Origin of the sequence: Paenibacillus riograndensis SBR5, assembly GCF_000981585.1 — a bacterium.
GTDB lineage: Bacteria > Bacillota > Bacilli > Paenibacillales > Paenibacillaceae > Paenibacillus_AQ > Paenibacillus_AQ riograndensis.
On record NZ_LN831776.1, the window covers coordinates 3,408,701 to 3,432,236 of the forward strand.

The 23,536-nt window shown below is 50.3% G+C and carries 27 protein-coding genes, 1 tRNA gene and 1 pseudogene; 23 read left to right on the plus strand and 6 right to left on the minus strand.

All coding sequences use genetic code 11. The features are described 5' to 3' along the window. The first annotated feature begins 300 nt into the window (after window positions 1–300). The 3 genes from PRIO_RS14065 (at window position 301) to PRIO_RS36065 (ending at window position 1,374) form a co-directional block, all read left to right on the plus strand. Window positions 301–759, plus strand: a complete 459-nt coding sequence (locus PRIO_RS14065; RefSeq protein WP_046503023.1) for a hypothetical protein — start codon at window positions 301–303, stop codon at window positions 757–759. 125 nt (window positions 760–884) lie between these two features. Then, window positions 885–1,082: a hypothetical protein gene (locus PRIO_RS14070; protein WP_020433090.1), complete on the plus strand. Its 198-nt coding sequence runs from the start codon at window positions 885–887 to the stop codon at window positions 1,080–1,082. Beyond that, window positions 1,075–1,374, plus strand: coding sequence for a hypothetical protein (locus PRIO_RS36065; RefSeq protein ID WP_020433088.1), 300 nt, complete (start codon window positions 1,075–1,077; stop codon window positions 1,372–1,374). The genes PRIO_RS14070 and PRIO_RS36065 overlap by 8 nt, the downstream gene beginning before the upstream one ends. A 328-nt stretch (window positions 1,375–1,702) precedes the next feature. Here PRIO_RS36065 and PRIO_RS14080 read toward each other — a convergent pair whose 3' ends face one another. Further along, window positions 1,703–2,179, minus strand: a complete 477-nt coding sequence (locus PRIO_RS14080) for a ferritin-like domain-containing protein (RefSeq protein ID WP_046506902.1) — start codon at window positions 2,177–2,179, stop codon at window positions 1,703–1,705. A 186-nt stretch (window positions 2,180–2,365) separates the two neighbouring features. Beyond that, window positions 2,366–2,437, minus strand: a tRNA-Val gene (locus PRIO_RS14085). 228 nt (window positions 2,438–2,665) lie between these two features. Here PRIO_RS14085 and PRIO_RS14090 point away from each other — a divergent pair. From PRIO_RS14090 to PRIO_RS14115, 6 genes are all read left to right on the plus strand, one after another. Then, on the plus strand, window positions 2,666–2,926 hold the full coding sequence (locus PRIO_RS14090) for a cupin domain-containing protein (RefSeq protein WP_020433081.1): 261 nt from the start codon (window positions 2,666–2,668) through the stop codon (window positions 2,924–2,926). A gap of 26 nt (window positions 2,927–2,952) precedes the next feature. Beyond that, entirely contained in the window at window positions 2,953–3,435 is a 483-nt protein-coding gene (locus PRIO_RS14095; RefSeq protein ID WP_020433080.1) for an NUDIX hydrolase, read from the plus strand. Window positions 3,436–3,629: 194 nt separating this feature from the next. After that, entirely contained in the window at window positions 3,630–4,709 is a 1,080-nt protein-coding gene (locus PRIO_RS14100; RefSeq protein ID WP_020433079.1) for a site-2 protease family protein, read from the plus strand. Between the two features lie 66 nt (window positions 4,710–4,775). Further along, window positions 4,776–4,988 carry a hypothetical protein gene (locus PRIO_RS14105; RefSeq protein ID WP_020433078.1) on the plus strand — a complete coding sequence of 71 codons (213 nt, stop codon included), beginning with the start codon at window positions 4,776–4,778 and terminating at the stop codon, window positions 4,986–4,988. A 113-nt stretch (window positions 4,989–5,101) separates the two neighbouring features. Further along, entirely contained in the window at window positions 5,102–5,545 is a 444-nt protein-coding gene (locus tag PRIO_RS14110) for a GNAT family N-acetyltransferase (RefSeq protein ID WP_046503029.1), read from the plus strand. 93 nt (window positions 5,546–5,638) lie between these two features. Then, on the plus strand, window positions 5,639–5,872 hold the full coding sequence (locus PRIO_RS14115; protein ID WP_020433075.1) for a DUF3892 domain-containing protein: 234 nt from the start codon (window positions 5,639–5,641) through the stop codon (window positions 5,870–5,872). Window positions 5,873–5,960: 88 nt separating this feature from the next. On the opposite strand, the gene PRIO_RS14120 is transcribed toward PRIO_RS14115, so the two are convergent. Further along, complete coding sequence (locus tag PRIO_RS14120) at window positions 5,961–6,719, minus strand: MBL fold metallo-hydrolase (protein WP_046503034.1); 759 nt, start codon at window positions 6,717–6,719, stop codon at window positions 5,961–5,963. 151 nt (window positions 6,720–6,870) lie between these two features. Between PRIO_RS14120 and PRIO_RS14125 the strand changes: the two genes are divergently transcribed. Together PRIO_RS14125 and PRIO_RS14130 are read left to right on the plus strand one after the other, a co-directional pair. Continuing rightward, window positions 6,871–7,422, plus strand: a complete 552-nt coding sequence (locus PRIO_RS14125) for a hypothetical protein (RefSeq protein WP_020433070.1) — start codon at window positions 6,871–6,873, stop codon at window positions 7,420–7,422. Between the two features lie 90 nt (window positions 7,423–7,512). After that, entirely contained in the window at window positions 7,513–7,836 is a 324-nt protein-coding gene (locus tag PRIO_RS14130) for a DUF1292 domain-containing protein (protein WP_019911532.1), read from the plus strand. Between the two features lie 135 nt (window positions 7,837–7,971). Here the strand turns inward: PRIO_RS14130 and PRIO_RS14135 are convergent, their stop codons facing one another. Next, a complete protein-coding gene (locus tag PRIO_RS14135; RefSeq protein ID WP_020433067.1) occupies window positions 7,972–9,447 on the minus strand; it encodes an aminotransferase class I/II-fold pyridoxal phosphate-dependent enzyme in 1,476 nt (491 codons plus the stop codon). Between the two features lie 91 nt (window positions 9,448–9,538). On the opposite strand from PRIO_RS14135, the gene PRIO_RS14140 reads away from it, so the two are divergent. Next, window positions 9,539–10,825 carry an MFS transporter gene (locus PRIO_RS14140; protein ID WP_020433065.1) on the plus strand — a complete coding sequence of 429 codons (1,287 nt, stop codon included), beginning with the start codon at window positions 9,539–9,541 and terminating at the stop codon, window positions 10,823–10,825. A 131-nt stretch (window positions 10,826–10,956) separates the two neighbouring features. Here PRIO_RS14140 and PRIO_RS14145 read toward each other — a convergent pair whose 3' ends face one another. Then, window positions 10,957–11,580, minus strand: a complete 624-nt coding sequence (locus tag PRIO_RS14145; protein WP_020433064.1) for a YktB family protein — start codon at window positions 11,578–11,580, stop codon at window positions 10,957–10,959. Window positions 11,581–11,838: 258 nt separating this feature from the next. Here PRIO_RS14145 and PRIO_RS14150 point away from each other — a divergent pair, with 258 nt between their 5' ends. The 3 genes from PRIO_RS14150 to PRIO_RS14160 all read left to right on the plus strand — a co-directional run bounded on the left by PRIO_RS14150 (window position 11,839) and on the right by PRIO_RS14160 (window position 14,824). Continuing rightward, window positions 11,839–12,435, plus strand: coding sequence for a hypothetical protein (locus PRIO_RS14150; protein WP_020433063.1), 597 nt, complete (start codon window positions 11,839–11,841; stop codon window positions 12,433–12,435). 264 nt (window positions 12,436–12,699) lie between these two features. Then, window positions 12,700–14,112, plus strand: coding sequence for an NADP-dependent phosphogluconate dehydrogenase (gndA, locus tag PRIO_RS14155; protein WP_020433061.1), 1,413 nt, complete (start codon window positions 12,700–12,702; stop codon window positions 14,110–14,112). A gap of 199 nt (window positions 14,113–14,311) precedes the next feature. Then, entirely contained in the window at window positions 14,312–14,824 is a 513-nt protein-coding gene (locus tag PRIO_RS14160) for a shikimate kinase (protein ID WP_046503043.1), read from the plus strand. Between the two features lie 26 nt (window positions 14,825–14,850). Here the strand turns inward: PRIO_RS14160 and PRIO_RS14165 are convergent, their stop codons facing one another. Continuing rightward, window positions 14,851–15,159, minus strand: a complete 309-nt coding sequence (locus PRIO_RS14165) for a rhodanese-like domain-containing protein (RefSeq protein WP_020433055.1) — start codon at window positions 15,157–15,159, stop codon at window positions 14,851–14,853. 113 nt (window positions 15,160–15,272) lie between these two features. Here PRIO_RS14165 and aroA point away from each other — a divergent pair, with 113 nt between their 5' ends. From aroA to PRIO_RS14205, 8 genes and pseudogenes are all read left to right on the plus strand, one after another. Next, window positions 15,273–16,562 (plus strand): 3-phosphoshikimate 1-carboxyvinyltransferase, encoded by a 1,290-nt coding sequence (gene aroA / locus PRIO_RS14170; protein WP_020433054.1) that lies wholly within the window; start codon window positions 15,273–15,275, stop codon window positions 16,560–16,562. Beyond that, entirely contained in the window at window positions 16,559–17,113 is a 555-nt protein-coding gene (locus PRIO_RS14175) for a GNAT family N-acetyltransferase (protein WP_020433053.1), read from the plus strand. The genes aroA and PRIO_RS14175 overlap by 4 nt, the downstream gene beginning before the upstream one ends. A gap of 139 nt (window positions 17,114–17,252) precedes the next feature. Then, window positions 17,253–17,804: pseudogene (locus PRIO_RS14180) on the plus strand (pyridine nucleotide-disulfide oxidoreductase); the annotation flags it as partial. Window positions 17,805–18,329: 525 nt separating this feature from the next. After that, complete coding sequence (locus PRIO_RS14185; RefSeq protein ID WP_046503048.1) at window positions 18,330–18,533, plus strand: hypothetical protein; 204 nt, start codon at window positions 18,330–18,332, stop codon at window positions 18,531–18,533. Next, window positions 18,526–19,362, plus strand: coding sequence for a hypothetical protein (locus PRIO_RS33885; protein WP_020433046.1), 837 nt, complete (start codon window positions 18,526–18,528; stop codon window positions 19,360–19,362). Before PRIO_RS14185 ends, PRIO_RS33885 begins: the two co-directional genes overlap by 8 nt. 467 nt (window positions 19,363–19,829) lie before the next feature. Beyond that, window positions 19,830–21,173: a spore germination protein gene (locus PRIO_RS14195; protein ID WP_020433044.1), complete on the plus strand. Its 1,344-nt coding sequence runs from the start codon at window positions 19,830–19,832 to the stop codon at window positions 21,171–21,173. Then, entirely contained in the window at window positions 21,166–22,236 is a 1,071-nt protein-coding gene (locus PRIO_RS14200) for a GerAB/ArcD/ProY family transporter (RefSeq protein ID WP_046503050.1), read from the plus strand. The genes PRIO_RS14195 and PRIO_RS14200 overlap by 8 nt, the downstream gene beginning before the upstream one ends. Beyond that, window positions 22,233–23,327, plus strand: a complete 1,095-nt coding sequence (locus tag PRIO_RS14205; protein WP_020433040.1) for a Ger(x)C family spore germination protein — start codon at window positions 22,233–22,235, stop codon at window positions 23,325–23,327. Before PRIO_RS14200 ends, PRIO_RS14205 begins: the two co-directional genes overlap by 4 nt. Window positions 23,328–23,536: the final 209 nt, after the last annotated feature.

Genomic DNA, 23,536 nt, shown 5'->3' on the forward strand with positions numbered 1-23,536 from the left:
TTTATAAAATTAACAAATAATATGTAATAAAAGGGGGTTATATGTCGATTGATAATTAAGGACGTTCGAATAGTAATTATGGACTATTAATAGTTAGAGATTCTATAAACAATGCGTAAAATAACCCGCCAGGCCGTTGCCTGACGGGTTATTTAGTCCAGGATTAGTCTGGATACTAGTTGTAGTTATTTTTACTTAAAATCAAGGCTAATACTCTCTATTCTTTATCCATGCATTAATTACGGAGGGGCATTATACTGTAGGGTCCCATGGGGAATAATCTAATAGGGAGTGATCAGTATGGCTATTCAATTCTTGGATTCAAGAACCTCCGAGTTCAGCAATACTAGTACCGGAGTGGGAACACTACCAGTAACTCCATCAATACTTTTGGGGGATATTGGTCTGCAGGTCGCTGCTGTTTTGGCAACACCCAATGCTGCAGATGTTCGGGTGGAATTGGCTGGAACTATTGGTGTGGCTGGCGTTGCTGCGAATACAGTTACGATTACCATTGAAAGAGGAGGCACGGGTGTGAGTGGGTCAGGTGTTGTAATATATACATCTGTTGTTGATTTGTATACTGGTAGGAACTTAATTTCTTTTAATGCAGCGGATTTCCATCCCCCTGTACCTCTCACAGGCGAAATTCGTTATTCTATGTATGCTTTCAATTCAGGAACGCCGGAGCCTGTGATCACAATTACTGGACCTGTTGTTTTCAATGGAGTTGCTCAAGCAGGGACCACCACCTCATAAGATTGTTGTTCCATAACTTTAGGAGGTTCATGTGAATTCCCATGGACCTCCTTTTTCCATTGCATAATGAACTAATGTTCGCATATAATACAAACAAATGTTCTTATTTAATGGGAGGTGATCAAATGCACATGCACATTGGTCAAACCGTTGAAATCGTATATATAGACAAAGCGGGGAAGATCACACAGAGGAAGATTGAAGTGAACGGCATCCGCGATGGCCGTATCCGTGCAACCTGCCTGACCACCGGCGCACCCCGGGTATTTCTGGCCGCCAGCATTCTCGCCTGGCAGCCAGTCACAGAAAAACGTTATGCTTGACGATACTCCGCGTAAGCTGCTGCGGATTATATCTCAGTATCACTACCACTTCAGGCGGATGCCGACGCTCCCGGAGTTGAGGCGGTTAAGCGGGCGGCGGCCAGCGGATATTATAAAGGGGTTTAAAGTGCTGGCCGCCGAAAATTACATAACATGGGAAGTGTCTAAGCCGATAGAGACTGCCGTAATTATTGAGGGGTGGGAAAGGAATGTGCCTTACGACATTTCTCCGCAGCGGGGCGTACAGAACGGCAGGGCCGGGAAGAATATAGATTACTGGCTATACCATTAAGAAGGAGTCACAGTGACCAGATTGGAGGTCATTTAATTGAACAAACTCGACGGCAATGAACACGGGAAAACGAAAATGATCATGACCGAGGATGTTGAGCAGTTCGAGGGCAGCAGCGTGATGCGGGAATAAAATGATAACGATTGAAAAGAGGACGATGGTCCGTGACCTCATCCTGCTCCCTTACATAGATGCCATGGTTGGCAAGAGCCTTAAGAAGATCTAGCACTCCTGCAACATTCGTACTGGCGGATGGACAGTAGGATTCTTGGTGTATCACAAAAATATTTTGGTGAGGATGCGATTTCTATTTTTCTGTAACAAATTCCTACCGATATGCAGCTAAATTCAGCAGCAGTAGATTATTATACTTCGAAGCATGCTTTTGCTCATCGAGAATAATGCCGTACAAAGTATCCTTGTAAACGCCGTATGGAAGGCCGAACCATATCTTCCGATACTTTTCAACTGCAGACAATTCACCTTGGAAGGCTTTTTGTAAACCGGCAGTATACGAAGTAACTTGTTCAGGGGCTTCATTGCTAACTCCGGTCACTTCATGACCTGTTAATTCCCTGTACATTTGCCGGAACATTTGATTATGCCCTCGTTCATCATTCCGGATAGAGGTGATAACTTCAGCTTGTTCGGGGTTCGGAGCAAGTTGGATGAGTTGGTCATAAAAAAGTTCATCATTTCGCTCCCCTTGGACTGAATTCCTCATTAATTCAAGTGCATCAGGGGTTGATGTTGCCCAAATAGGGACAAATTGTGATCTGAACCAATACGGATACACCATATACATGAGCTTAGGCCTCCAATAATTAGCAAATATTCTATAACCAATCATATGCGCACTAGCCCATTGCATGTGCAGGATTCCTCTTTTTACTTTTTTCTAAAAAAAATATTGTTCCAATTTTACAGACAGACGGGAAGACAAAAAGAAAAAACTCCTTATAAAATAAGGAGTTTAGAGGATGATGCAGTATAGGACGGATGGGGTTCGAACCCATGACCCCTACCCTGTCAAGATAGTGCTCTCCCGCTGAGCTACCGTCCTGCAACGAAATTTATAATACCATAGGATGCAAGGGGAAGGCAATGTTTTTTTCTGGGCAGGCTTGTAAATATCCGATATGAAAATTATTCCAATATGATATGCTAGGAGTACTCTAAGCTAAGGAGGGATTTCAATGCCTAGAATTTTCAACGAACAGATGTTTTATTTGAACCAAAACAGTCACCGGTACCGGAGTTTGCATGGCATACAAGCAGGAAGCTGGCCGAGATGGCAGGATCGAAACACTTGCTTTTTGAGATCAGATCGCTGGATCCGGGGAAATATTCGTATCCGTATCATTTTCACAGAAGTGCTGAGGAGATCTTTGTAATCTTGTCAGGTAGGGCTATGCTTAGGACGCCTGCTGGATTCCAGGAGTTGTGGGAAGGCGACACTGTATTTTTTGAGAGCGGCCCGGAAGGAGCGCATCAATTATTTAACCATAATTATTTCGCAGGTGAGGATAATGTAGCTGATAAATGGAAGTAAACTTAAAATAATCGGAGGTAACTCACATGGCGATGCCTACTCATATCGTTGCTGTCGGAGGAATTGTTGAGAATGAACAGGGAGAGGTTCTTCTGGTAAAAACCTATCATGGCGGCTGGGTGTTTCCCGGCGGTCAGGTGGAGGCGGGGGAGAATCTAATCGAAGCGCTGATTCGTGAAATCAAGGAAGAGAGCGGAATCGATACGGAAGTGTCACGCTTGATTGGTGTATATTCCAATACTGCGACCTATAAATGGCATGACGGAGTAACGGATGTCCCCACTAAAGTGATGCTGGATTATATCTGCAAGCCGGTCGGCGGGCAGTTAAGTACTTCTGATGAGACATCGGACAGCCGGTGGGTAGCCAAGGATACCGCGCTTGAGATGATCACAAGTCCTGCAATCCGTACCCGGTTCCAGGCTTATCTGGAATTTGCGGGGAATGTGGCCTACATCGTTTATGAAACCAAACCTGAATTTAAAGTAGCAATGAGCAGGGAAATATAAACAGGCCAGATCGCGGCGGAACCGTCTTCAGCCGGAGCAGGTTTCTTCTATATAATACAGTGCTGAATCCGCAGTGGCAGGAGATTATCCGGCAATTGGCCTATAGCCTTTTGGCCCGGCTTCCCCCGCAATAGTGGAATCGCCTCTCTCAACATGATAATCTTGAATCAAACAAAGATAAAGGAGCAACGAATTTGCCGCAACCCAATGAATCCAAGAATAAAACTTCCACCGGGCTGAAATGGCTGGGGGGAGGAGCAGCCATGCTGCTCCTGAAAGGAAAGGCGATTATATCTCTGCTGAAGCTGGGGAAAATAGCCGGTCCGCTGATATCTATGATGTTTTCGATATGGGCTTACGCACTGATCTATCCTTGGCAGTTCGCCATCGGTTTTGTACTGCTGCTGTTTGTCCATGAGCTGGGACATGTGATTGCCGCGAAGAGGATTGGTCTTCCGGTAAGCGCTCCGCTGTTTATTCCTTTTCTGGGCGCTTTGATCACTATGAAAAAACAGCCGCTGGACGCTAAAATGGAGGCTTATGTGGCCTTTGGAGGTCCTGTCCTGGGCAGCGCGGGGGCGGCGGTTGTATTTGCCTTCGCCTACTATTATCACAGTCCGCTTTTGTATTCTCTGGCCTACGTCGGATTTCTGCTCAACCTGATCAATCTGCTGCCGATTCACCCGCTGGATGGAGGGCGCATTGCGACTGCGGTCACACGCTGGCTGTGGCTGGTCGGACTGATAGGCGGACTAGGCGTAATTATCTATCTGAAATCAATCCTGTTCCTGATTATCTGGGTGCTGTTTGCCTATGACTTGTATAAGAAGTATATCAGCCGGAAGAAGAACAGCCAGATGCGGACCCTTTTACTCAGATTCCTCATCCCCGTAGAACATTTAAGGGAGCAAGGCTATCTGATCCCGGGGCCGGAGCACACCAGAGAATTGCCGTTCACTACATACAGCGATCTGGACCGGCAGCAGTATCTCGGCATCCGCTACGAGAGCCTGGACTATTACGGTACCGCCAGACTTCCTGTGCAGAGCATCATTGACAAGGTGAAGCTGACCCGGCTTGAGCATATTACGGAGGAGACAGGACTGCATTTGAACGCGCTATGTGAGGTCCAATACACCGTGTTTGAGAACGACAAATATTATGATGTGCCGGCAAGCTCCCGCTGGAAATATGGTGCAGCTTATGCTGTGCTCGCGGGGGGCATTGGGTACCTAATGTATTTAGTGCATGTGGTGGGGAATGTAAATCTCTAATCCTCCGTTTAGCTTCGCTCCAAACCGTCAAAGCTGTAAAAAGCTGAAAGGATAGGAGGAAGGCTTATGCGCAGGAATTCATTGCAGGCTGCAGCCTGTTTGCTCATGCTTCTGGGTACGGCAGGCTGCGCAGCGCAGGATCAGGCCCCGGGCGCTGTGGAAATCCATAGGATGACAGACCTTGAGGGGCCGCTGGGGGGAACAGACAGCACGCTGTCACCGGTTATTCAGGATGTCTATGACCGTTCGATCCCGGAAGAGGTCTATTCGGTCCATTAGCAGCGGTTATCTGGGAGGGACAGCGTTCATCTCTTAATCTGTACAGAGAAATGGAATTTCTGTATAATAGGTCGACTATCGTTTTGACCTACTTGGGAGGGGACCAAAGGAAGATGGCAGCAGAAATTGTACGTGTGACCACGGAGGAGCAGCTCCAAATGGGACTGGACATCCGGAAAAAGGTCTTTGTTGAAGAGCAGAAAGTACCCATGGAAGAAGAAGTGGATGAATATGATGTAATTGGCGACAACGTTCATCATATGCTGTTGCTGGATGAAGGGATTCCGGTAGCCACAGGAAGACTGATATACTACAAAGCCGGGACGGCCAAAATGCAGCGGATTGCTGTTCATCAGGCATACCGCAGCAAGGGATACGGGCGGGTGCTGCTTCTGGCACTGGAGGGACTGGCCCGGGAGATTGGTTTTAAATCCTCCATACTGGACGCGCAGTGCCATGCGGAGGATTTTTACATCAAGCTCGGCTATAAGGTGATCTCCTTAGAGCCTTTCTATGATGCGGGAATTTTGCATGTCCGGATGGAAAAGGCCCTCTAGCCTGAAGGAATACATACTCATTACCGTTTCAGGAGAAGCTAGAATAGAGCCTAATCATGGCCAATCCAAGCGCGAAGGAGTAGATCCTAAGTGATGAACAGTGCACGTGAACGGTTTATAGCGGCCCAGCGTAATGGTGACGGAGACTTACTCAGCTTCAAGACCTCTTCGGGACGGGTGCTTGATTACCAGCAGGCTTTGCAGGAGGTTCAGGCAGGTGCCATTGCCGGGGTGAATGTTTTTAAAGGCAGAGACGGCGAAATGTACATCCGCGGCGATGCCGATGGTGATCCAACCAACAACCTGGACCAGCTTCCGCAGTTTTAGTCCGCATAGATAAGAACGGCCGGAGAGGCGTCGATGACGCACTGTCCGGCTGTTTTTGTGTAAATATAGACGTACATCCTGTGCGCGATTAAGTATCTTTCCTGCAGCCGGATAGCCGATAGGTCACCTGCTGCTCCAGAAACTCCATTTCACCAGTGTTTCCTTCGAACTTTGGCTTCTCGTCACTGTAATGCATCAGCATAATCAGCTTACGGATCTCTTCCGGCAAGGACATCAGTTCTCTAAGGGTAGTGTGCACCTGCCCACGTCCGCTTAGCTGGCAGTCATGCAGAATCTTCGTGATGCCGCGGTTATGAACCAGGTGGAGCAGAAGTTCGGGCTGGAAAGTCAGATCTGCACTGTAAAAGACACACTCATTCAGCAGAAGCGAATAGCTTGCTTTCCCGGGCATATGTGGCGTGCGGATCAGCTCCAGCGTAAGGGAGGGGGACAGCGTATACGGAGTGTCAGGCTTCAGCGGTTTGACGTTAAAAACATCGGCTAGCGACCGGCTGTCCCCTTTCCGGTGTAAAGGTTCAAGGAGCGGGTGCTGCCACAGCGGCTCTATCAGAGTCTCAGCGAGCAGCAGTGTCATTTTGCCGTGAGGTTCCTGGCTTGGTGTACCGGCCAGCTCTGCCAGTCCGCCGATATGATCGCCATGGATATGCGTAATCAGTGTTTCAGTTACCTCTTGGAAGGATTTCCCGAGGGCCTTTATCGCCTGGGGTGCTGTCACTCCGCAATCTATCAGAAGCGTGTATCCATGGTCCTGCAGCACAGCGTTATTGTTATAGTATTTTGTGGAAAAGGCATCTCCTGTGCCCAGCATCTGTAAATAAATAGTCATGAAAGAAGCCCTCCTGTATAAGCGGTTGAATCTATTGATTCTATCGTATCATTGTTTACAAAAGGAGTGAAATAATTCCCTGCCATTCCGCAACTTGTTGCTATTTTTGCAGTATATATTAACAGCATGAATTACTTGGGGGTCTCTAGCGATGAGATGGAAGAAAATTGCTGTCTGTGTGGTTGTATTTTCCTTAATGGGAGGCTCATTATTATTTGCGGATGCGGTTAACCAGAAGATCAGAGTATGGAGCAACGGCAAAGAAGTGGCCGATGGCGGTTATTTAATCGACGGCAAAGCCTATATTCCCGCCAGGGAGGCTGGGGGTGTCGTCAGTTGGGATGGTTCAGGCAAGCTGAGCATCCTGAGGCCGAATGTCCATATTGTGCTGTTCAAGGGTGACAACGTCTTTGGCAATGTGAATGTAGGCAAGCTCAAGATCAAGGTGCTGACCCAGGTGGACAGCTTAACCGAGGAGGTTGCAGCGGTGAAGGTGGCAATCACGGACCCGTCCGGCAACGTGAAGGACATTCAGTCCCAGGATCTCGGAAGCTCGAAGAAGGAGGACTTCTGGTTCCCGACTTCAGAATTCACTTATGATTTCAAAGATGCCGGCAAATACCGGGTAGGGTTCTATATTAAGCCTTCCAAAGGCGCTGATTATATACTTGTGTCAGAGAAAGTAATCACTGCGCTGGATTAGCCGATTCAGGCCTCGCTCAAATTGACCTTGCTTATCTTACGTGTTACGATACCAAATGTAGGATAAATCAATTTAAAGTGAGGTATTTCAATGAGCGATCACAAACATGAGCATGGCCATGAACATGGTGAAGCATGCGGTTGCGGACATGATCACGACCATGAGCACGAGGAGTTTGTGCTGACCTTGACGAATGAGCAGGGCGAAGATGTGGAAATGGTGCTGGTGGAAACGTTCGATGTAGGCGAGAAGCTGTACGCTCTGCTGTTGGAACGCGAAAACCCTGAAGCGGACGGCATCATTCTGCGCATGGAAGAAGAAGATGAAGAAATGGTACTCTACAACATTGAAGATGAAGCTGAATGGAAAGCTGTTGAAGAAGCTTACAATGAGCTGCTTGCCCAGCAAGAATAGATTTCAGTGTAGCCTTAAATGGCTGAAAACCGCCTTGGACAAGGCTGTGACGCTAAGCTGAGAGCGCGCAAAAACCCGATACTTGTTAAAGTGTCGGGTTTTTGCGTTTCTGCTTGGCCGAAGGATGACAGCCGATCAGGAGATCGGCTCAGCCTCCACAATGACTTTGACGTAGTTAATGCTGCGGTCCTCGGGGCCTTTGACCGGCAGTCCGATTTCTACATGGTCGATGATATAATCGATGTTATCCTGGGTAATAACTTCACCGGGGAGCAGAATCGGGATCCCTGGAGGGTAGACATAAATGAACTCTGCAATGATATAGCCTGCAGACTCGCGGAAAGGCACCACTTGCGTATCTGCATAAAAAGCATCTCTGGGAATCAAGGCGAGCTGCGGGATTTCCGGCACCTGCACCTTAAGCTCATAGATTTCGCCTTTGCTGTAATGGACCGCAGACAGCACACGCAGGGCGGAAATCAGCTTGTCGACAGATTCCTGGGTATCTCCAGGGGTAATCAGGCAAAGAATATTATACATGTCGCTTAACTCTACTTCGATCTTGTACTTCTCGCGCAGCCAGTTTTCCGTCTCGTAACCGGTGATGCCAAGATGGCGCACATGAATGTTGAGCTTCGTCGGATCGATGTTAAAGGTAGCCTCTGTACCGAGAATTTCTTTGCCGAAGCTGTACAAGCCGTCAATGTTATTGATCGCATCACGCGCATAGTTGGACAGGGCAATGGTTCTTGCCGCCATCTCGTGGCCGTTCAGGGCCAGATTGCGTCTGGAGGTATCCAGGGATGCCAAAAGAATATATGATGTTGAAGTTGTGGTCAGCATGCTGAGGATCGTCTGTACCCGCTGCGGATTCACAAGTCCGGTCTTGGCATTCAGATTGAGCACGGAGCTCTGTGTCATGGAGCCGCCCAGCTTGTGCACGCTGGTTGCCGCCAAATCAGCTCCGGCCTGCATGGCCGATACCGGAAGATCCTCATGAAAATGAATCAATACTCCATGTGCCTCGTCCACCAGTACGGGAACCCCGTAGCTGTGGGCCAGGTCGACAATCGAACGCAGGTCGGCGCAAACGCCAAAATACGTTGGATTGATAACAAGTACACCCTTGGCATCGGGATGGCGCCTTAAGGCCTTCTCGAGTGCGCTGGTGGTAATACCATGGTCTATCCCAAGATTCTCATCCTGTACAGGAGAGACAAAAACAGGCTTGGCTCCGGAGAAAATAATGGCCGACATCACGGATTTGTGAATGTTGCGTGGCACAATAATTTTATCTCCTTCCGAGCAGACAGAGAGGATCATAGTCATGATGGCATTGCTCGTGCCCTGTACGCTAAAATACGTATAGTCGGCACCGAAAGCCTCCGCAGCCAGCTTCTGAGCTTCAAGAATTACGCCGGTAGGCTGATGAAGGTCATCAAGCGGTGCGATGTTGATCAAATCTATGGATAGAGCGTTATCGCCGATAAATTCACGGAATTCGGCATCGGTTCCTAGCCCCTTCTTATGCCCGGGAATATGAAATTGAACTGGGTTTCCGGCGGCATGCTTTTTGAGAGCGGTGAAGAGGGGAGTTACGTGTTGATCCATTTAATGCTGTCACAACCTTTCGTGAAGAGTAATTTTTTCAAGCAAGCCCCAGTATAACAAATCAATCAACATAATACTAGGATGTGATGGAATGTCTGGCAAAGTAGCGCAGCGTATGCATATCAATTTAGCCTCCCCGTTCATTTTGGAGATGTGGGTGATCATTTTTTTGGTGGAATTCGTAAAAGGCTCCCTGCTCGTAGCCCTGCTGCCGGTCTACATGGAGAATATCCTCGGCATCTCGGTAACCGTGGTGGGCTTCGCCTTTGCGATGCAGTATTTGGGGGACAACCTCTTCCGCAGCCCCTCTGGCTGGGTAATGGAGCGGATAGGGTACCGCTGGACGATGACGGGGGCGCTCCTGCTGATTCTGGTGGCGTTAGGTATGATAATCTATGCAAAAGATGCCGTATGGTTGTCTGCTGCCTGTCTCATTCTGGGCATTGGAACATCACCGCTGTGGCCCTGCACCATGACTGGCATTACCGAATTGGCCGGTTCAACGGAAAGCGGAAGCAGCGGCGCAGCCATGGGTGCGGTAGAGATGGCCTCTCTGGCCGGAACCGGGATTGGTCCCATTGTAGTCAACTTTCTGATGGATCATGGCGGACAGACCTATCACTCCATATTTCTTGTGCTTATGGGCTGTGCAGCAGCAGTGGCGGCCGTAGCATTATTATTGCCGTCAAGGATAGGCGCTCATGCGCCCCATGCCATTGTGCGTGGTGGTGGTGAAGGGCCGGTGGCCGTTCGCAGGAAGACGAAACCGCTGGAGAGTCTGAAACGGACGTTCCATCAGGTCAGAACCACCCTGAAGGTCAGCCGTCTGCTGTTTCCGGCGCTGTTCCTGCAGGCGTTTGCGATAGGTCTGATGACACCTGTAGTGACCCTGTTTGCCCGCTCCGAGCTGCACGTTACGCCTAACCAGTTCAGCCTGCTGCTGATTGCGGGAGGCGGCATCACTGTGCTGGCTCTGATTCCGGCAGGCAAACTGGTCGACCGGATCGGAACAACGGTCTTCCTGAATATCGGGTTCCTGCTCGCTGCCGGCTCGCTGGCCTTCTTTTCCCAGGTGCGCTGGCTGCCGCTCGCCTTCTGTGCGGTAGCGCTTGTAGGCATTAGCTATGCGCTGATCCTGCCGGCCTGGAACGCTTTTCTGGCCAAGCAGGTGCCGAAGGGGGAAAGAGGGACCGTATGGGGCCTCTTCTTGACGCTCCAGGGCTCCGGCATGGTGGCCGGGCCGGTAATCTCGGGGAAGCTCTGGGACACCGTTGGGCACAGCACTCCTTTTCTGGCCAGCGCATTTGTGATGGTCCTCCTGTTCGGACTGCATATGCTTATAGTCCACAGAACCAAGCGGAAGCTGGAAGCGGGCTGAGGCCCTGTATAGATTCTGGCGAAGTACAGCAAAAGCCGCCGGCCAACCGGAAGAAACCGGAAGCCGGCGGCTTTTGCGAATGAGCCGCTTTTGCAGAAGATGGAGGAAGCCTGTGGAGAGAACGGCCGGGCTCAGAAGGACATCCGGTAGAGGGGTAGCAGCGTCTCAAAGGTCTGCCGGATCACATTCAGGAGTTTGTCTCCATCCGCCAAAACCGGATCATTCCTGTCAATGCGCAGCCCGCAGGTGACCTCGGCCTTTTTGACCTCCTTAAGCCTCTGTGACAGCCCGGCAAATGCGCTCTTATCCATATCGGCCTGAGCGGTGCCGCGGGGGTCTAAATGATCGGTCGACCAGAAGTAACCGGCCGGAAGCTCTGCTTGAACGTCGCCCAGATGCCTGGACAGCGCCTCGGCGAAGATTACTTTATTGCTGCTCTCATAAATAATGGCAAAGACAATAAACAAATGGCTGTGGAACATGCCCACTTGAAAATGCGGCAGCGCCTTATAGCCTCTTTTATTTGGACCCCACGCAACCCAGGTATCGTTCGGCGCATGAACAGTCCGGCGGGCATGTTTGGCGACATGCGGGAACATTTCCTCTCCAGTGAGTATGGACAAAAAAGGAGCGAGCTCTTCGCCCAGTTCGTTCAGCTTCGGCCGGACTCCGGCGATCAGCGCCTCCATGCGCGGCTCCAGACCGTCAATATGAAAGACATCAAAATCTTCAGCGGTAAATCCTTGAAATGGCATGTTAGGTCTCCTTGTATGAAAAATGGTCACTGATATCAATAAAATTGCTGCAAAACCGGGAGCAGGCGTTTTGAAATGGCAGGCAGCGGGTAAAAATAGTCAATAAACCAAGTTACCGCTACATAAAATGAAGTATAAAATAAGTGTAAGACGAACGCAAAATTAAATATTGCAAGTGGAGGTCCGGCAGTCAGTTCTACTCTAGGTTAGGCAAATGAAGATGGCTTTGCTGAAACAATGCCGTTAGGGGGGAGTGCCGTGAACAAAAATGACGAAGTCGAGTACTGCAATCTGGAGCTGCGCTTCGACAGGCAGCATATCCAGGACCTGATCAAGGACCTGATTAAGGAAGGCTATTCCCTTTATTGGAGCGAGAATGAAACGGTTTTTCTTATTTCGGTGCGTACCGGACGCAAGCTAGTCAAGCTGCGCTTCCAGCGGATTAAGGATGGCTTCAAGCTGGTGGGGGATTATATGATCCGTGATGCGCGCCTGTCGGAATGGATGGAGAAGCTGATTGGCGATATGCGCGGGCACGCCGTTGTCAAGCGGTTCCGCGACCGCCAGATTATCATTGAGAATATTTTATTCGGAGAGGTTATCCGGCTGGTGGAAATCTCCGGGTATCAGCAGCGCGTGCTGTATCAGAAAGGGCCTCTGCTCTCCGATCAGGAGCTGACCAAACTTTTCTACTCTGTGGAAGGAGAGGAGCGCATCCGTGACCGCAGGCTTGAGGTGGATGAGCAGCTGGACCTGCTGCACAAGGCGATTCAGAGCAAGGATGATGAGCGGACGGCAGCGTGCAAAGCAAGACTTGCTGAATTGACCAGAGAATTAAATATGCTTGAATGGTGATAAGCAGTATTGGACGAAAGCCAGGGCATCCCGCATATGGGGTGCCCTGTAGTTTGCAGCCGAACCTGGAAGCGGGTATTCACTTCTGCCTGCAAAAACGTTAAAATACTCATTGTGAGCAATTTCCGTGATTATGCAGGATTTTGTCAATGAGGTTGATCTCTTTCAAGCGGAGGAACTTTGCTGTCTCTGACAAAGGATGGTATTCTAATACTGCGAGAAATGGATTTCACACAAATACAGGTGCAAAGGGTGGAGAACCAGATGGCAAAACAACAAATCGGCGTTATTGGCTTGGCAGTAATGGGTAAAAATTTGGCTCTTAACATCGAGAGCAGAGGTTTCACCGTATCGGTGTACAACCGTTCCCCGGAGAAGACGCACGACCTCATCAATGAAGCGGAAGGCAAAAACTTGACGGGTACTTTTTCCATTGAGGAGTTTGTCGAATCATTGGAAGTGCCGCGTAAAATTCTGATCATGGTACAGGCGGGCAAAGCAACCGATGCAACTATCGAGCAGCTGCTGCCGCATCTGGATCAAGGCGATATCATCATCGACGGGGGCAACGCTTATTTCCCTGACACAGTTCGCCGCAATAAGGAACTGGAAGCTAAAGGCTTCCGCTTTATCGGCACCGGTGTATCCGGCGGTGAAGAAGGCGCACTGAAAGGGCCGTCCATCATGCCTGGGGGCCAGGAAAGCGCCTATAAGCTGGTAGAACCTATTCTTACGGCCATTTCAGCCAAAGTGAACGGAGAGCCTTGCTGTACATATATCGGACCTGACGGTGCAGGGCACTATGTAAAAATGGTCCATAACGGCATTGAGTACGGTGACATGCAGTTGATTGGCGAAGCCTATCATTTGCTGAAGGATGTGCTTGGCCTGGATGCCAAGGAGCTGCACAGCATTTTCGCGGATTGGAACAGCGGAGAGCTCGACAGCTACCTGATCGAGATTACCAAGGATATTTTTGCCGAATATGATGAAGAAACCGGCAAACCGATGGTGGACGTTATTCTGGACGCAGCCGGCCAAAAGGGTACCGGCAAATGGACAAGCCAAAGCTCGCTGGATCTCGGTGTGCCGCTGTCCATGATCACAGAATCCGTATTCTCCCGGTTCCTGTCGGCAATGAAGGAAGAGCGGGTCGCAGCGAGCAAGGTGCTTAGCGGTCCCGTAACCGAGCCCTTCCAGGGCGACAAAGCCGAGTTCATCGAGAACGTGCGCAAGGCGCTGTTCGCCAGCAAAATCGTCTCCTACGCCCAAGGCTTTGCACAGCTTCGCGTAGCTTCCGAGGAATACAACTGGGATCTGAAATACGGCAACCTGGCCAAAATCTGGCGCGGCGGCTGCATCATCCGCTCCCGTTTCCTGCAGAACATTACCGATGCCTATGAGAACAATCCGGAGCTCAAAAACCTGCTGCTCGATCCGTTCTTCAAGAACATCATGGACACTTACCAGTCCGCATGGCGCCAAGTGGTTTCCGCTGCCGTGGCCCAAGGGGTTCCGGTTCCCGGGTTCTCCAGCGCCCTGGCTTACTACGACAGCTACCGCACAGAACGCCTGCCGGCCAACCTGCTTCAGGCACAGCGCGATTACTTCGGTGCCCACACCTTCAAACGTGTGGACAAAGAAGGCGTCTTCCATCACAACTGGCTGTCTGAATAAGTTTCAGGCACAAGCGGCAAACAGCGGCCCGAACGGCTCCTTAGCAGACAGCGGGAGCCTTCGGGCCTTTTTGCCCTGCTTGAATCAGCTTCCATGCAAAGGCCCCACCTTGTGGGGTGGTGATGTGGAGGATTTACCGTTTGTGCAATGTTTTCACCCTGTGTTATGATATGACAAATGTCGCGGTTGGAGGGTCATGATGAATTACGCCAATAAAAATATCATTCTCGTCGGGATGATGGCTACAGGAAAGTCGACAGTAGGCGCTCTGCTGGCGGAGGAACTGGGCTATGAGCTGGTTGATCTGGATCATGTGATTATTCAGCAAAAAGGCCGGAGCATTGCGGAGCTCTTTGCGGAAGGCGGGGAAGAATATTTCCGGAGGATCGAATCGGCAGTACTGAAGGACGTGCTGGAAGGAGAGGGCCGGATTATCTCCACAGGCGGCGGTGCCGTGCTGGCTCCGGGAAATGCGGACATGATGCTGCAACATGGGTTTGTGGTCGCGTTGACCGCTTCGGAGGATGCCATTATTGCCCGTGTCAGCGGGGATCAGAACAGGCCGCTGCTCGCCGGCAATGCGCAGGAACGGGTCCGGACGATTCTGGAACAGCGCCGGAACGCTTACCGTTTCGCACATTGCACGGTCGATACAACAGACCTGAGTGTGGCAGAAGTGTCCAAGCATATTTTAATGCATTACCGCGGCTGAGCTTTTAAGCGTATTTGTGCAGAGGCTCAGGCCCCGGCGGTTTCATTCCATTCAATCATCCCGCCGCTGAGGTTGGATGTCCGGTAGCCGAACTGCTGCAGGTATTCGCAGACACGCTGGCTGCGGGCGCCGGAGCGGCAAATGAAGACGAATTCTGCTTCCTGCGGCAGCTCCTCCGTGTGCTGCGGTATCTCGCCCATAGGAATATGCTTCGCCCCGGGAATCATTCCGAAAGCGACCTCCTCGTCTTCACGGACGTCTATCAGTACAAGGTCTTCACCTGACTCCAGACGCTGCCGCAATTCTTGTGCTGTGATTTGGGGAATCTCATTCATGGTTATGACCTCTTTTCGCGTAGAAGAATGATATCATGATAACACAACTGCAGATTACCCTGTCAAACAGAGCAATACATAATCTATTTGAGCCCATAAGGAGAGCTAATATCATGGACGTTATTGTTAGGCCTACACCAACCCTGCAAGGGGAATTCGGAGCCCTGTCTTCCAAAAACTATACGACGCGCTACCTGCTGGTCGCCGCATTGTCGGAAGGAGTCAGCACGATCTACCACCCGGCGCACAGCGAAGACAGCGATGCGATCCGCCGTTGTATCGCCGATCTGGGAGCAGTGCTTACAGAAGATGAGGAGAAAATTGTCATTCAGGGCTTTGGCCGCCATCCCCGGGATGTCAAAGAGCTTAACGTGGGCAATGCCGGTGCGGTGCTGCGCTTTCTAATGGCTGTGGCGGCCCTTAGTCCTGAGGTCACCTTTGTGAACACATATCCGGATTCTTTGGGCAAACGCCCGCATGACGATCTGATTACAGCACTTGGCCAGCTCGGCGTAGAGGTTGAGCATAATAACGGCAAGCTTCCCATTACCATCCGCGGCGGCAAACCAGCTGGCGGACGGATCACCGTATCAGGAGCGGTCAGCTCGCAATATCTTAGCGCTCTTCTGTTCCTGACCCCTCTGCTTGAGGAAGATAGTGAAATTATTGTGCTGGATGACCTCAAATCCAAGGTGGTTGTAGGCCAGACGCTGGAGGTTCTGGAGCAGGCAGGCATTGTCGTTCATGCGGCTGAGGATTACATGTCCTTCAAAGTACCGGGCGGCCAGTCCTATGCGGCCAAGTCCTACACGGTGCAGGGCGATTATCCCGGATCGGCAGCTGTGCTCGCAGCGGCGGCGGTGACGAAATCGGATGTAAAAATTCACCGGCTTGCCGAACAGAGCAAACAGGGCGAGCGGGCGATTATCGATGTGCTGCGCATGATGCAGGTGCCGCTTACCCATGAGAATGGCACAGTGCATGTGCAGGGCAATGGCATCCTGAAGGCAGTGGAATTTGACGGGGATGCGGCAACGGATGCGGTTCTGGCGATGGTGGCTGCCGCTGTTTTTGCCAAAGGGACCTCCCGCTTTTATAATGTTGAGAATCTGAGATACAAGGAATGCGACCGCATTACCGATTATTTGGCTGAGCTGGCCCGCGCTGGAGCAAGCGTTGAAGAACGCCGGGATGAGATTATCGTACACGGCAAGCCGGAGGGCGTTGAAGGCGGCGTGACGATCAACGCGCATTATGATCACCGGGTAATCATGGCTTTGACCGTAGTCGGCCTGCGGGCCCGCCAGCCGCTGCAGATCAAGGATGCCCACCATGTGGCCAAATCGTACCCGCAGTATTTCGACCATTTGCGCCTGCTTGGCGCAGATGTGGAGTGGGTATGACCAAGCCCGGCCGGTTGACCATACATCCGCTCACCCCAGACGATATACAATCTGTATATGAGCTTTTTGAGGAATCAATCTCAGATGCCTTTGCACAAGAGGGGCTTGCGCATTTGCAGGATGATATCCAGAGTGAAGTTGACAACAAACAACAAAAGGCGGCCAGCGCTCTGGACCCTGAGCATTCGAACACATATTTTCTCGTTGCTAAACTGGACGGGAAAGTTGTCGGTACAATTTCATTGTCGCCCTGCGGTGAGGCTATTCGGACATGCACCGGCAATCAGCTTGATGATGTAGGTGAGCTGGGGAGCGTATACATTTTGCCAAGCTGCCAGGGCCTGGGAATCGGCTCGGCCTTAATTAAGGCAATGCTGGCCTATCTAAAGGGCCGGGGGATTGAAGAGTTTTGCCTGGACAGCGGCTATAAGCGGGCGCAGCAAAGGTGGCTGCGGAAATTCGGTGAGCCCTACACCGTGGTTAAGGATTATTGGGGACCGGATTCGGTTCACATGGTTTGGTTATGTAAGGTAAGGGATTATCCAGTGTAAGAAGTGTGGAAGCGGAATTCACGATCGGCCATTTGTGCCTGCCATTACGTTCGAGTCCATGTGATTCGTTCTGGCCGTGAAGCCTGTACTCTCTAAGCCCAATTGACCGGCTACGCCGTTCGATTGGGCTTTTAAACTCCACGGGTTTCTTACCCGCGACGGGATCATTCCGAGCGAGTCCCGGCGGATTGCAAAGGAAGAGATTTGCGCCTATCCTTCCGTATCATTCGTAGCGGACACCGTGGAGGCGGTCACGGGAACCGACGGCCAGTTTCAGATTGAGACTGCGTAAGGACAAACTTTTGCAAGCAAAAAAGTTCTGTTTGCTGTCAGCATGAAGGATCAGCCGCTCGACATTCCGGGACTGGCAGAGGTATACGGAAAAAGCGCTTTCGTCTGCCCGTACTGCGACGGCTGGGAATTAAGGGATCAGCCGCTTGTCATCATTACGAAAGGGGCCGAGCTTATGCATTTCGCTCCACTCATATCGGGATGGACGGACCGCTTTACCGTCTGCACGAACGGCCCTGATCAACTGACGGATGCCGAGCGCGAGGAGTTCAAGGGGAAGCAAGTGCCTCTGTTCCAATCGCCGATCAGGCACATTGACTCCAGCGACGGGCTCGTACGGCAAGTCGTTCTTGAAGACGGGACGGATGTTTCATGCAGGGGGATCTTTTTCAAACCGGAGCGGGACTGGTCGACGAGTGTCATCTGCTTCTTAATCCGATCGTCTTGGGTGGAGGTAAGCGAGCATTGCCGGACAACCTCTGCATGCGGCTCGAGCTGCTCGGTGAGCGCCGCTTCCGAAGCGGCGTTGTTCATCTACATTACCGCGTGATCGTCTGACCGCGGCGCAAGAGTGAAATTCATCTCGTCATACAAGTACATGCTTTAAGCACCAAGGACATTTGCCCCGGTACTGATAGTCTTAATGACTTTCTGCGTGGCGACTGTCCTATTTTTTTATCCATGTTGTAACAGCGCAAATTCCTAGATAAATGAACAAAACTGGTCTTTAACTCACGCAGTTTGTTCCGGTCCACCGGCTCGATGATGATATCCGTTTATTCAAAAATGCTCTGCTGGTTACAGGTACTTTTAAATAAATAGACTAACACCGTGGTGATATTCGGCTATCCACCATAGACTGTTATGATACTTGTAAGGTTCAGGGTAATCCGATAAATCGTGTAAATGAATGGAGGGAGATTTAATGACCATCCAACAGAGTTCAACCTGGTTGTTGAATGATGCAAATCGTCGATTACAGAAAACAGAACATCTGCTGACCTGTGGAAAGGTTAAACGGGCAAAAAGCAATATTGCCGATTCCATTGCCATATTGAACTGTGCGCTTTTGAGTCTAAAACTGGAAGGAGAACCAAAGAAAAGACAGGGAAGAATCCGGCATGGATAACATGGAACGATTGAGAAAAAAAGGATTAAGGAAGATAAGATTAAGCAGAAGATCACTACGCTTAGCGAAGAAATTCGTAAAACAGAGAAAATTATATTCGGCAAAAAGGAACGTTGCACAATCCTTTCTCTATCTGTGTCAAGCCTTAAGATATATTGACAAGCTCGAAGAAAAAAAGATAAAGGGGCGGGCAAGGCCGCTTGGAATAGGAAATTCTCCTTCAGGAGCATCTGGATCTGTTGGAGTACCGGGGCCAACCGGTTCCACGGGCCTTAACGGAGGCTTGGACCCCGGACAGCATCTTTTTAATGTTATCGGCACGACAGGGGCAGCCGGCGTTGGGGAGAATATAAGGTTTATATCCGATACCTTGGCTATTGAAGCGACCCCAGACCCGGCAAATGTAGAAGACCTAACGTCAGCGGTGGGGCAAACGGGAGCGTCAGATCCGGTAGGTGCAACGGGTGCTGCAAGAGCTGCGGGGGCTACGGGAGCAACGGGGGCGACAGGAGCAACTGGGGCAACGGGAGTGACGGGAGTTACAGGAGTTACAGGAGTTACAGGAGTAACGGGAGCAACTGGGGCAACCGGAGTAACGGGAGCAACCGGAGCCACAGGGTCTTTTAGAGAATTTCAAGTATCCGAAAATTCACCAAATACAACTGGTAGTTCAGCAACCCCAATCACCACAGTTGCAACCACATTGAAAACAATTACAATTACGGGAGCTACAGCAGGAAGCAGTGTTTGGTTAACCGGGATTGTCGGGTGGGAGTCAACGGCGGGAACTACTGCATTTCAGCTACAATTCTCCGTGGGGCGACTGTAATCTTCAGCATAAATCAGCATGCGGCCGGGAATAACACTTTTGGAGCTACCAGTGTCGATCATGTGGATTTAACCCCCGGAACAGGAAATGTTACGTATTCGTTAGAGGCTCTAACTGTGGTAGGCTCTGCCAATGTTATTGGAGCCATTACTTTTACTGGGGCATTGATATAGACAAAAAGTTAAACTCTATCCGTCAATCCATACGTGCAACGACCAGTGCGAGTTGGAAAAAGGTGAGATTGAAGTGGAAAAAGGAAACTTAATTAGTTAACCCTTTTCCACTTCAGCTATCTAGAACAGGGTGCTCGCGCAAAATAGTGATCCTTTTTCCAATTGCTGAAGGAACGACCGGAAATCATCATCTATGGTTGATTTTTTCTATTCACGGACGGCTCCAAACGTCGCTTTACGGTTGCATAAACTCTTTTTCAGAACGACATACTATCTCGCAAGAGGTGGTAAAATTTGCAGCGGAAAGATCAGGATACATTTGAACGAATGGAACAGCAGCTCCAGGAGCATTTTCACAAGAGCAACGATTTTGCGCGCAAGCAGTTTAAGGCTGGCGAGGTATGCTCCGCCTATTACTTGAGTTCCTTAGTTGATATAGAGAGCACGTTCACCATGATGAATCAATTGGCACCTGGGGAAGAGCTTAGCTCCCTTCTGCATTCGAACAGTTGGGCTGAAGATACGTCCTCTTGGAAGGTATCACAATATAGCGATGCTTTGCTGCAGGGAAGGCTGGTCTTGTTTCTCGGCGGACGCCAATCCGTGGTCGTAGATCCGGTAGCGCCTGAGCTGTCCCGTTCGGTGTCAACTACGAACAGCGAGAATCCGCTTCTATCAGCGTTCGATGCATTTACTGAAGATATCGATATCAACATCGGTTTGTTGCGGAAAAAGATAGTCTCAGACCGGTTGGTGATCGAGACACGCACCTCGGGTACGAAGTCCACCAAAAAACTGGCTGTCGTATATTTGGAAGGGGCGGCGCAGCCCAAGGTGGTGGAATCCATCAAGAAGAAGCTGGAGGAAAACCGGGGAATGGAGTTGACGACCGTTCGCGACCTGACCCGAATCTTGGGACATCCTCAGTTCACCTTGACCCCGACTTATATTTCTTCCGAAATGCCGAACGAAACCATGCAAAATATGCTGAACGGCAAAGTGGTCATTCTGATCGATCAGTTTTCGTTTGCCTTTGCGTTCCCCGCCATCGTTGCGGATTTATGGAGCACGACTATGGACGTCAATTATCCGCAGTTGTTCCAGAACTTCCTGCGTTTCCTTCGAATCGGCGCGCTGATACTGGCGATTACTCTTCCGGGACTTTATGTCGTGCTCAATTCCGTCAATCCGGAGCTGCTAAGGATTCAGCTGGCGATTACGGTCGCCAAGAGCCGGGAGGGCGTGCCGTATCCTTCGTTGATCGAGATGCTGCTGGTGCTCGTCCTGCTGGAGATGATTATTGAGGCCACGATTCGGCTGCCAAAAAATATCGGTCCCACCATGACCATGATTGGAGGCATTTTGCTCGGACAGGCGATCGTTCAGGCCAAGCTGGTCAGCAATCTGCTGATCATTATCCTGGTGGCATCGGCCATTTCCAATTTCGCATTGACGAGCTATATGAATGCCTCGGGCATTCGCATCTATAAATACGTCGTGCTGCTGGCCAGCGCCTTCTTCGGCATCTGGGGGCTGGAGGCCGCGATCATTTGGCTGGTGCTCTATTTCGCCTCGCTCACCATTAGCACTGTTCCATACTTAAGCTTCAGCGTAAAAGGGGAGTTTCCGGATGAATAAAATCCAGACGTTAACCCTGTTCGTCCTGCTGCACCTAACTTCCATCTTCGCGTTTTTTCCCGAACGCATCATAGCCGCCACTTCGAAGGGCCACTGGATGGCGATTACATTTCTGTTCGCAGTCGAACTTGGGATCTTGTGGGTTTATCTGAAGGCTCTTTCGCTGGCCCCCGGAAAAACAGTGATCGACATATGCCGTGAAGCGATGGGTACATGGATCACGAGGCTGATCATGCTGCCCTTCATGGCATTCTTAATCATCGAATTGGTCATGCTGACTTATTATCAGGCCGTTGAAATCAAGGTTGTGCTGCTGCAGCGTACGCCGGTTGCCGCCATTTCCGCCTTGTTCGTCATGCTGTGTATGTACGGCGCATGGAAAGGTTTGGTCGTCATGGTCAGGGCTAGCCTGGGCTGGATCTTCCTGTTCATGCCGTTCATCCTGTTCTCGATGTTTATCAGCATCAGGAACTTTCGATTTGATTACATATTTCCGCTGTGGGACGCTGACCTGTCATTTTTGTTTCGCTCCGATTTTTACGTCGGCACGGTTATTTTTGCAGGCTTTTTGTTTCTTGGCATGACCGCTACCAAAACTAAAATCGGATTCGGCAAAGCCGCAGCCGCGGTCGGCATTGTCTACTTGTTTGCGATAGCTTCGGTTTATATTCCTTTGCTTATTTTCGGTCAAGAAACCGTGCTTCATTTGCAATACCCGATGCTGATGGCCTCGGACACCATTGATTTGGAGTGGGTGGTGTTCGATTGGCTGCCGAGCTTCTACGTGGTGTCCTCGAGCGGGCTTGGCGTAATCAAAGTATCTGTCTTGCTGTGGATGCTGGTGGCCATCCTGCAGCGGCTGTTCGCTCCGGTGGTGAATCGCCGCTGGATACTGTCCGTCGTAAGCATTCTTCTGTATCTGGCCTGCCTGTGGATACCGAACTCAGGTACGCTGAACAGCTATCTATACGTTAACTCGTATTTTTGTTTGTATACGACAATTGGCTTTCCGGTCATCGTCTATTTTGCAGCACGCCAGCGCCGAAAGAAGGTGGGCGGATGAGACGCGTTCTACTTAGAAAAGGGATCGTGATGCTCGTTATGTCTTTGCTGTTGTCCGGATGCTGGGATACGAAGGATATCAACAAGGAATATATGCCTGCGGTGATGGGCATCGGGAAAGGGAAAACGGAGAAATATCGAGTCATTCTACAAGTGCCGAATGCTACCGGGCGCACTCTGTTTCTGGAAAAGGAAGCCAAGTCCATTACGAAAGCAGTCAACCTGATCCAGACCGATGCAGAGAAAGACATTAGCCTTGTGCACCTTCGTCTGCTGCTGATTGATAAAGAATTGGCCGAAGAGGGCATCAGCAATATTGTCGACTTTGCCGTCCGGGCTAACGATATCTCGATCAAGGGAATGATGGCGGTGGTGGATGGTGATTTCGAGAAGACACTGTACCATGAAATTTCGCCCACGCCGGAGGTTTCGTCTTATGATTTCTTCAGCGAGGAGGCGGGATGGACGCCGAACCAATCCATCATCAGGATCTGGGAGGCTTATCGCAGCTTGAATTCCTATTCGGAGGATATGGCGATTCCGATGCTGAAGAACGGGGAACATACGTTGTTTGTTTTTAAGGGAACCGCTGTGATGAAGGAAGACCGGATGATCGGGAGGCTTGACCAGGAAGAAACGCTCCTGTACAACCTGTTTAAGGGAAAATATACCGGAGGGACCATTGAATTGGCAAGGAATACGAGCGTGTTGGTCGAGAACGCCAAGATCAAACATCATCGTGAATGGTCCAAAGAAGGCCCGTCCCTTACGAGCGACATTACCCTGAATGTCGTCATTGCCGAGAGCCCCAAAGGGGTGAGCAATGACCAAATCGAAAAAGAAGTGTGGAAGCAATTGGATCGCAAATTCAATGAAACGCTGAAAAAGATCACAGGCTACCATTCGGACGTGCTCGGCGTAGGACTGTTGTACCGCCCGCTGCTGTCGGAGACCGAGATTACCGCATGGAAGTCCCGATGGTTCCCGGCTTTGAAACAACAGATTAACGTCAAGGTCAATGTGTTGAACGAGATCTATTTCAAGAACACCGATCAGGACCGGAACCAGGGAGGCCTGCTGAAGAGCAGGTAGGAGACGGCGGGAGCAGGGATGCTTTTCAAGTTAGTTTATGCGAGACCTGCCCTGCCGCTCTTGGCCAGGCTGAGATTGTGACACTAACAACGATTTGTTAGTGTTTTTTGTCTGGTTAACTTTTTTTGTACCACTGTTGTAAAAAAAGTTTAGTGTTAGAATGGGGAGTGTTGTTTTTAAACAGCACCATCCAGCTTAAAAGTGGCTGT

Bases quoted from the DNA above. Each gene is read 5' to 3' on its own strand.
- PRIO_RS14065 (WP_046503023.1), top strand. From the start codon at position 301: ATGGCTATTCAATTCTTGGATTCAAGAACCTCCGAGTTCAGCAATACT.
- PRIO_RS14070 (WP_020433090.1), top strand. From the start codon at position 885: ATGCACATGCACATTGGTCAAACCGTTGAAATCGTATATATAGACAAA.
- PRIO_RS36065 (WP_020433088.1), top strand. From the start codon at position 1,075: ATGCTTGACGATACTCCGCGTAAGCTGCTGCGGATTATATCTCAGTAT.
- PRIO_RS14080 (WP_046506902.1), bottom strand. From the start codon at position 2,179: ATGTATATGGTGTATCCGTATTGGTTCAGATCACAATTTGTCCCTATT.
- PRIO_RS14090 (WP_020433081.1), top strand. From the start codon at position 2,666: ATGGCAGGATCGAAACACTTGCTTTTTGAGATCAGATCGCTGGATCCG.
- PRIO_RS14095 (WP_020433080.1), top strand. From the start codon at position 2,953: ATGGCGATGCCTACTCATATCGTTGCTGTCGGAGGAATTGTTGAGAAT.
- PRIO_RS14105 (WP_020433078.1), top strand. From the start codon at position 4,776: ATGCGCAGGAATTCATTGCAGGCTGCAGCCTGTTTGCTCATGCTTCTG.
- PRIO_RS14110 (WP_046503029.1), top strand. From the start codon at position 5,102: ATGGCAGCAGAAATTGTACGTGTGACCACGGAGGAGCAGCTCCAAATG.
- PRIO_RS14115 (WP_020433075.1), top strand. From the start codon at position 5,639: ATGAACAGTGCACGTGAACGGTTTATAGCGGCCCAGCGTAATGGTGAC.
- PRIO_RS14120 (WP_046503034.1), bottom strand. From the start codon at position 6,719: ATGACTATTTATTTACAGATGCTGGGCACAGGAGATGCCTTTTCCACA.
- PRIO_RS14125 (WP_020433070.1), top strand. From the start codon at position 6,871: ATGAGATGGAAGAAAATTGCTGTCTGTGTGGTTGTATTTTCCTTAATG.
- PRIO_RS14130 (WP_019911532.1), top strand. From the start codon at position 7,513: ATGAGCGATCACAAACATGAGCATGGCCATGAACATGGTGAAGCATGC.
- PRIO_RS14135 (WP_020433067.1), bottom strand. From the start codon at position 9,447: ATGGATCAACACGTAACTCCCCTCTTCACCGCTCTCAAAAAGCATGCC.
- PRIO_RS14140 (WP_020433065.1), top strand. From the start codon at position 9,539: ATGTCTGGCAAAGTAGCGCAGCGTATGCATATCAATTTAGCCTCCCCG.
- PRIO_RS14145 (WP_020433064.1), bottom strand. From the start codon at position 11,580: ATGCCATTTCAAGGATTTACCGCTGAAGATTTTGATGTCTTTCATATT.
- gndA (WP_020433061.1), top strand. From the start codon at position 12,700: ATGGCAAAACAACAAATCGGCGTTATTGGCTTGGCAGTAATGGGTAAA.
- PRIO_RS14160 (WP_046503043.1), top strand. From the start codon at position 14,312: ATGAATTACGCCAATAAAAATATCATTCTCGTCGGGATGATGGCTACA.
- PRIO_RS14165 (WP_020433055.1), bottom strand. From the start codon at position 15,159: ATGAATGAGATTCCCCAAATCACAGCACAAGAATTGCGGCAGCGTCTG.
- aroA (WP_020433054.1), top strand. From the start codon at position 15,273: ATGGACGTTATTGTTAGGCCTACACCAACCCTGCAAGGGGAATTCGGA.
- PRIO_RS14175 (WP_020433053.1), top strand. From the start codon at position 16,559: ATGACCAAGCCCGGCCGGTTGACCATACATCCGCTCACCCCAGACGAT.
- PRIO_RS14185 (WP_046503048.1), top strand. From the start codon at position 18,330: ATGACCATCCAACAGAGTTCAACCTGGTTGTTGAATGATGCAAATCGT.
- PRIO_RS33885 (WP_020433046.1), top strand. From the start codon at position 18,526: ATGGATAACATGGAACGATTGAGAAAAAAAGGATTAAGGAAGATAAGA.
- PRIO_RS14200 (WP_046503050.1), top strand. From the start codon at position 21,166: ATGAATAAAATCCAGACGTTAACCCTGTTCGTCCTGCTGCACCTAACT.
- PRIO_RS14205 (WP_020433040.1), top strand. From the start codon at position 22,233: ATGAGACGCGTTCTACTTAGAAAAGGGATCGTGATGCTCGTTATGTCT.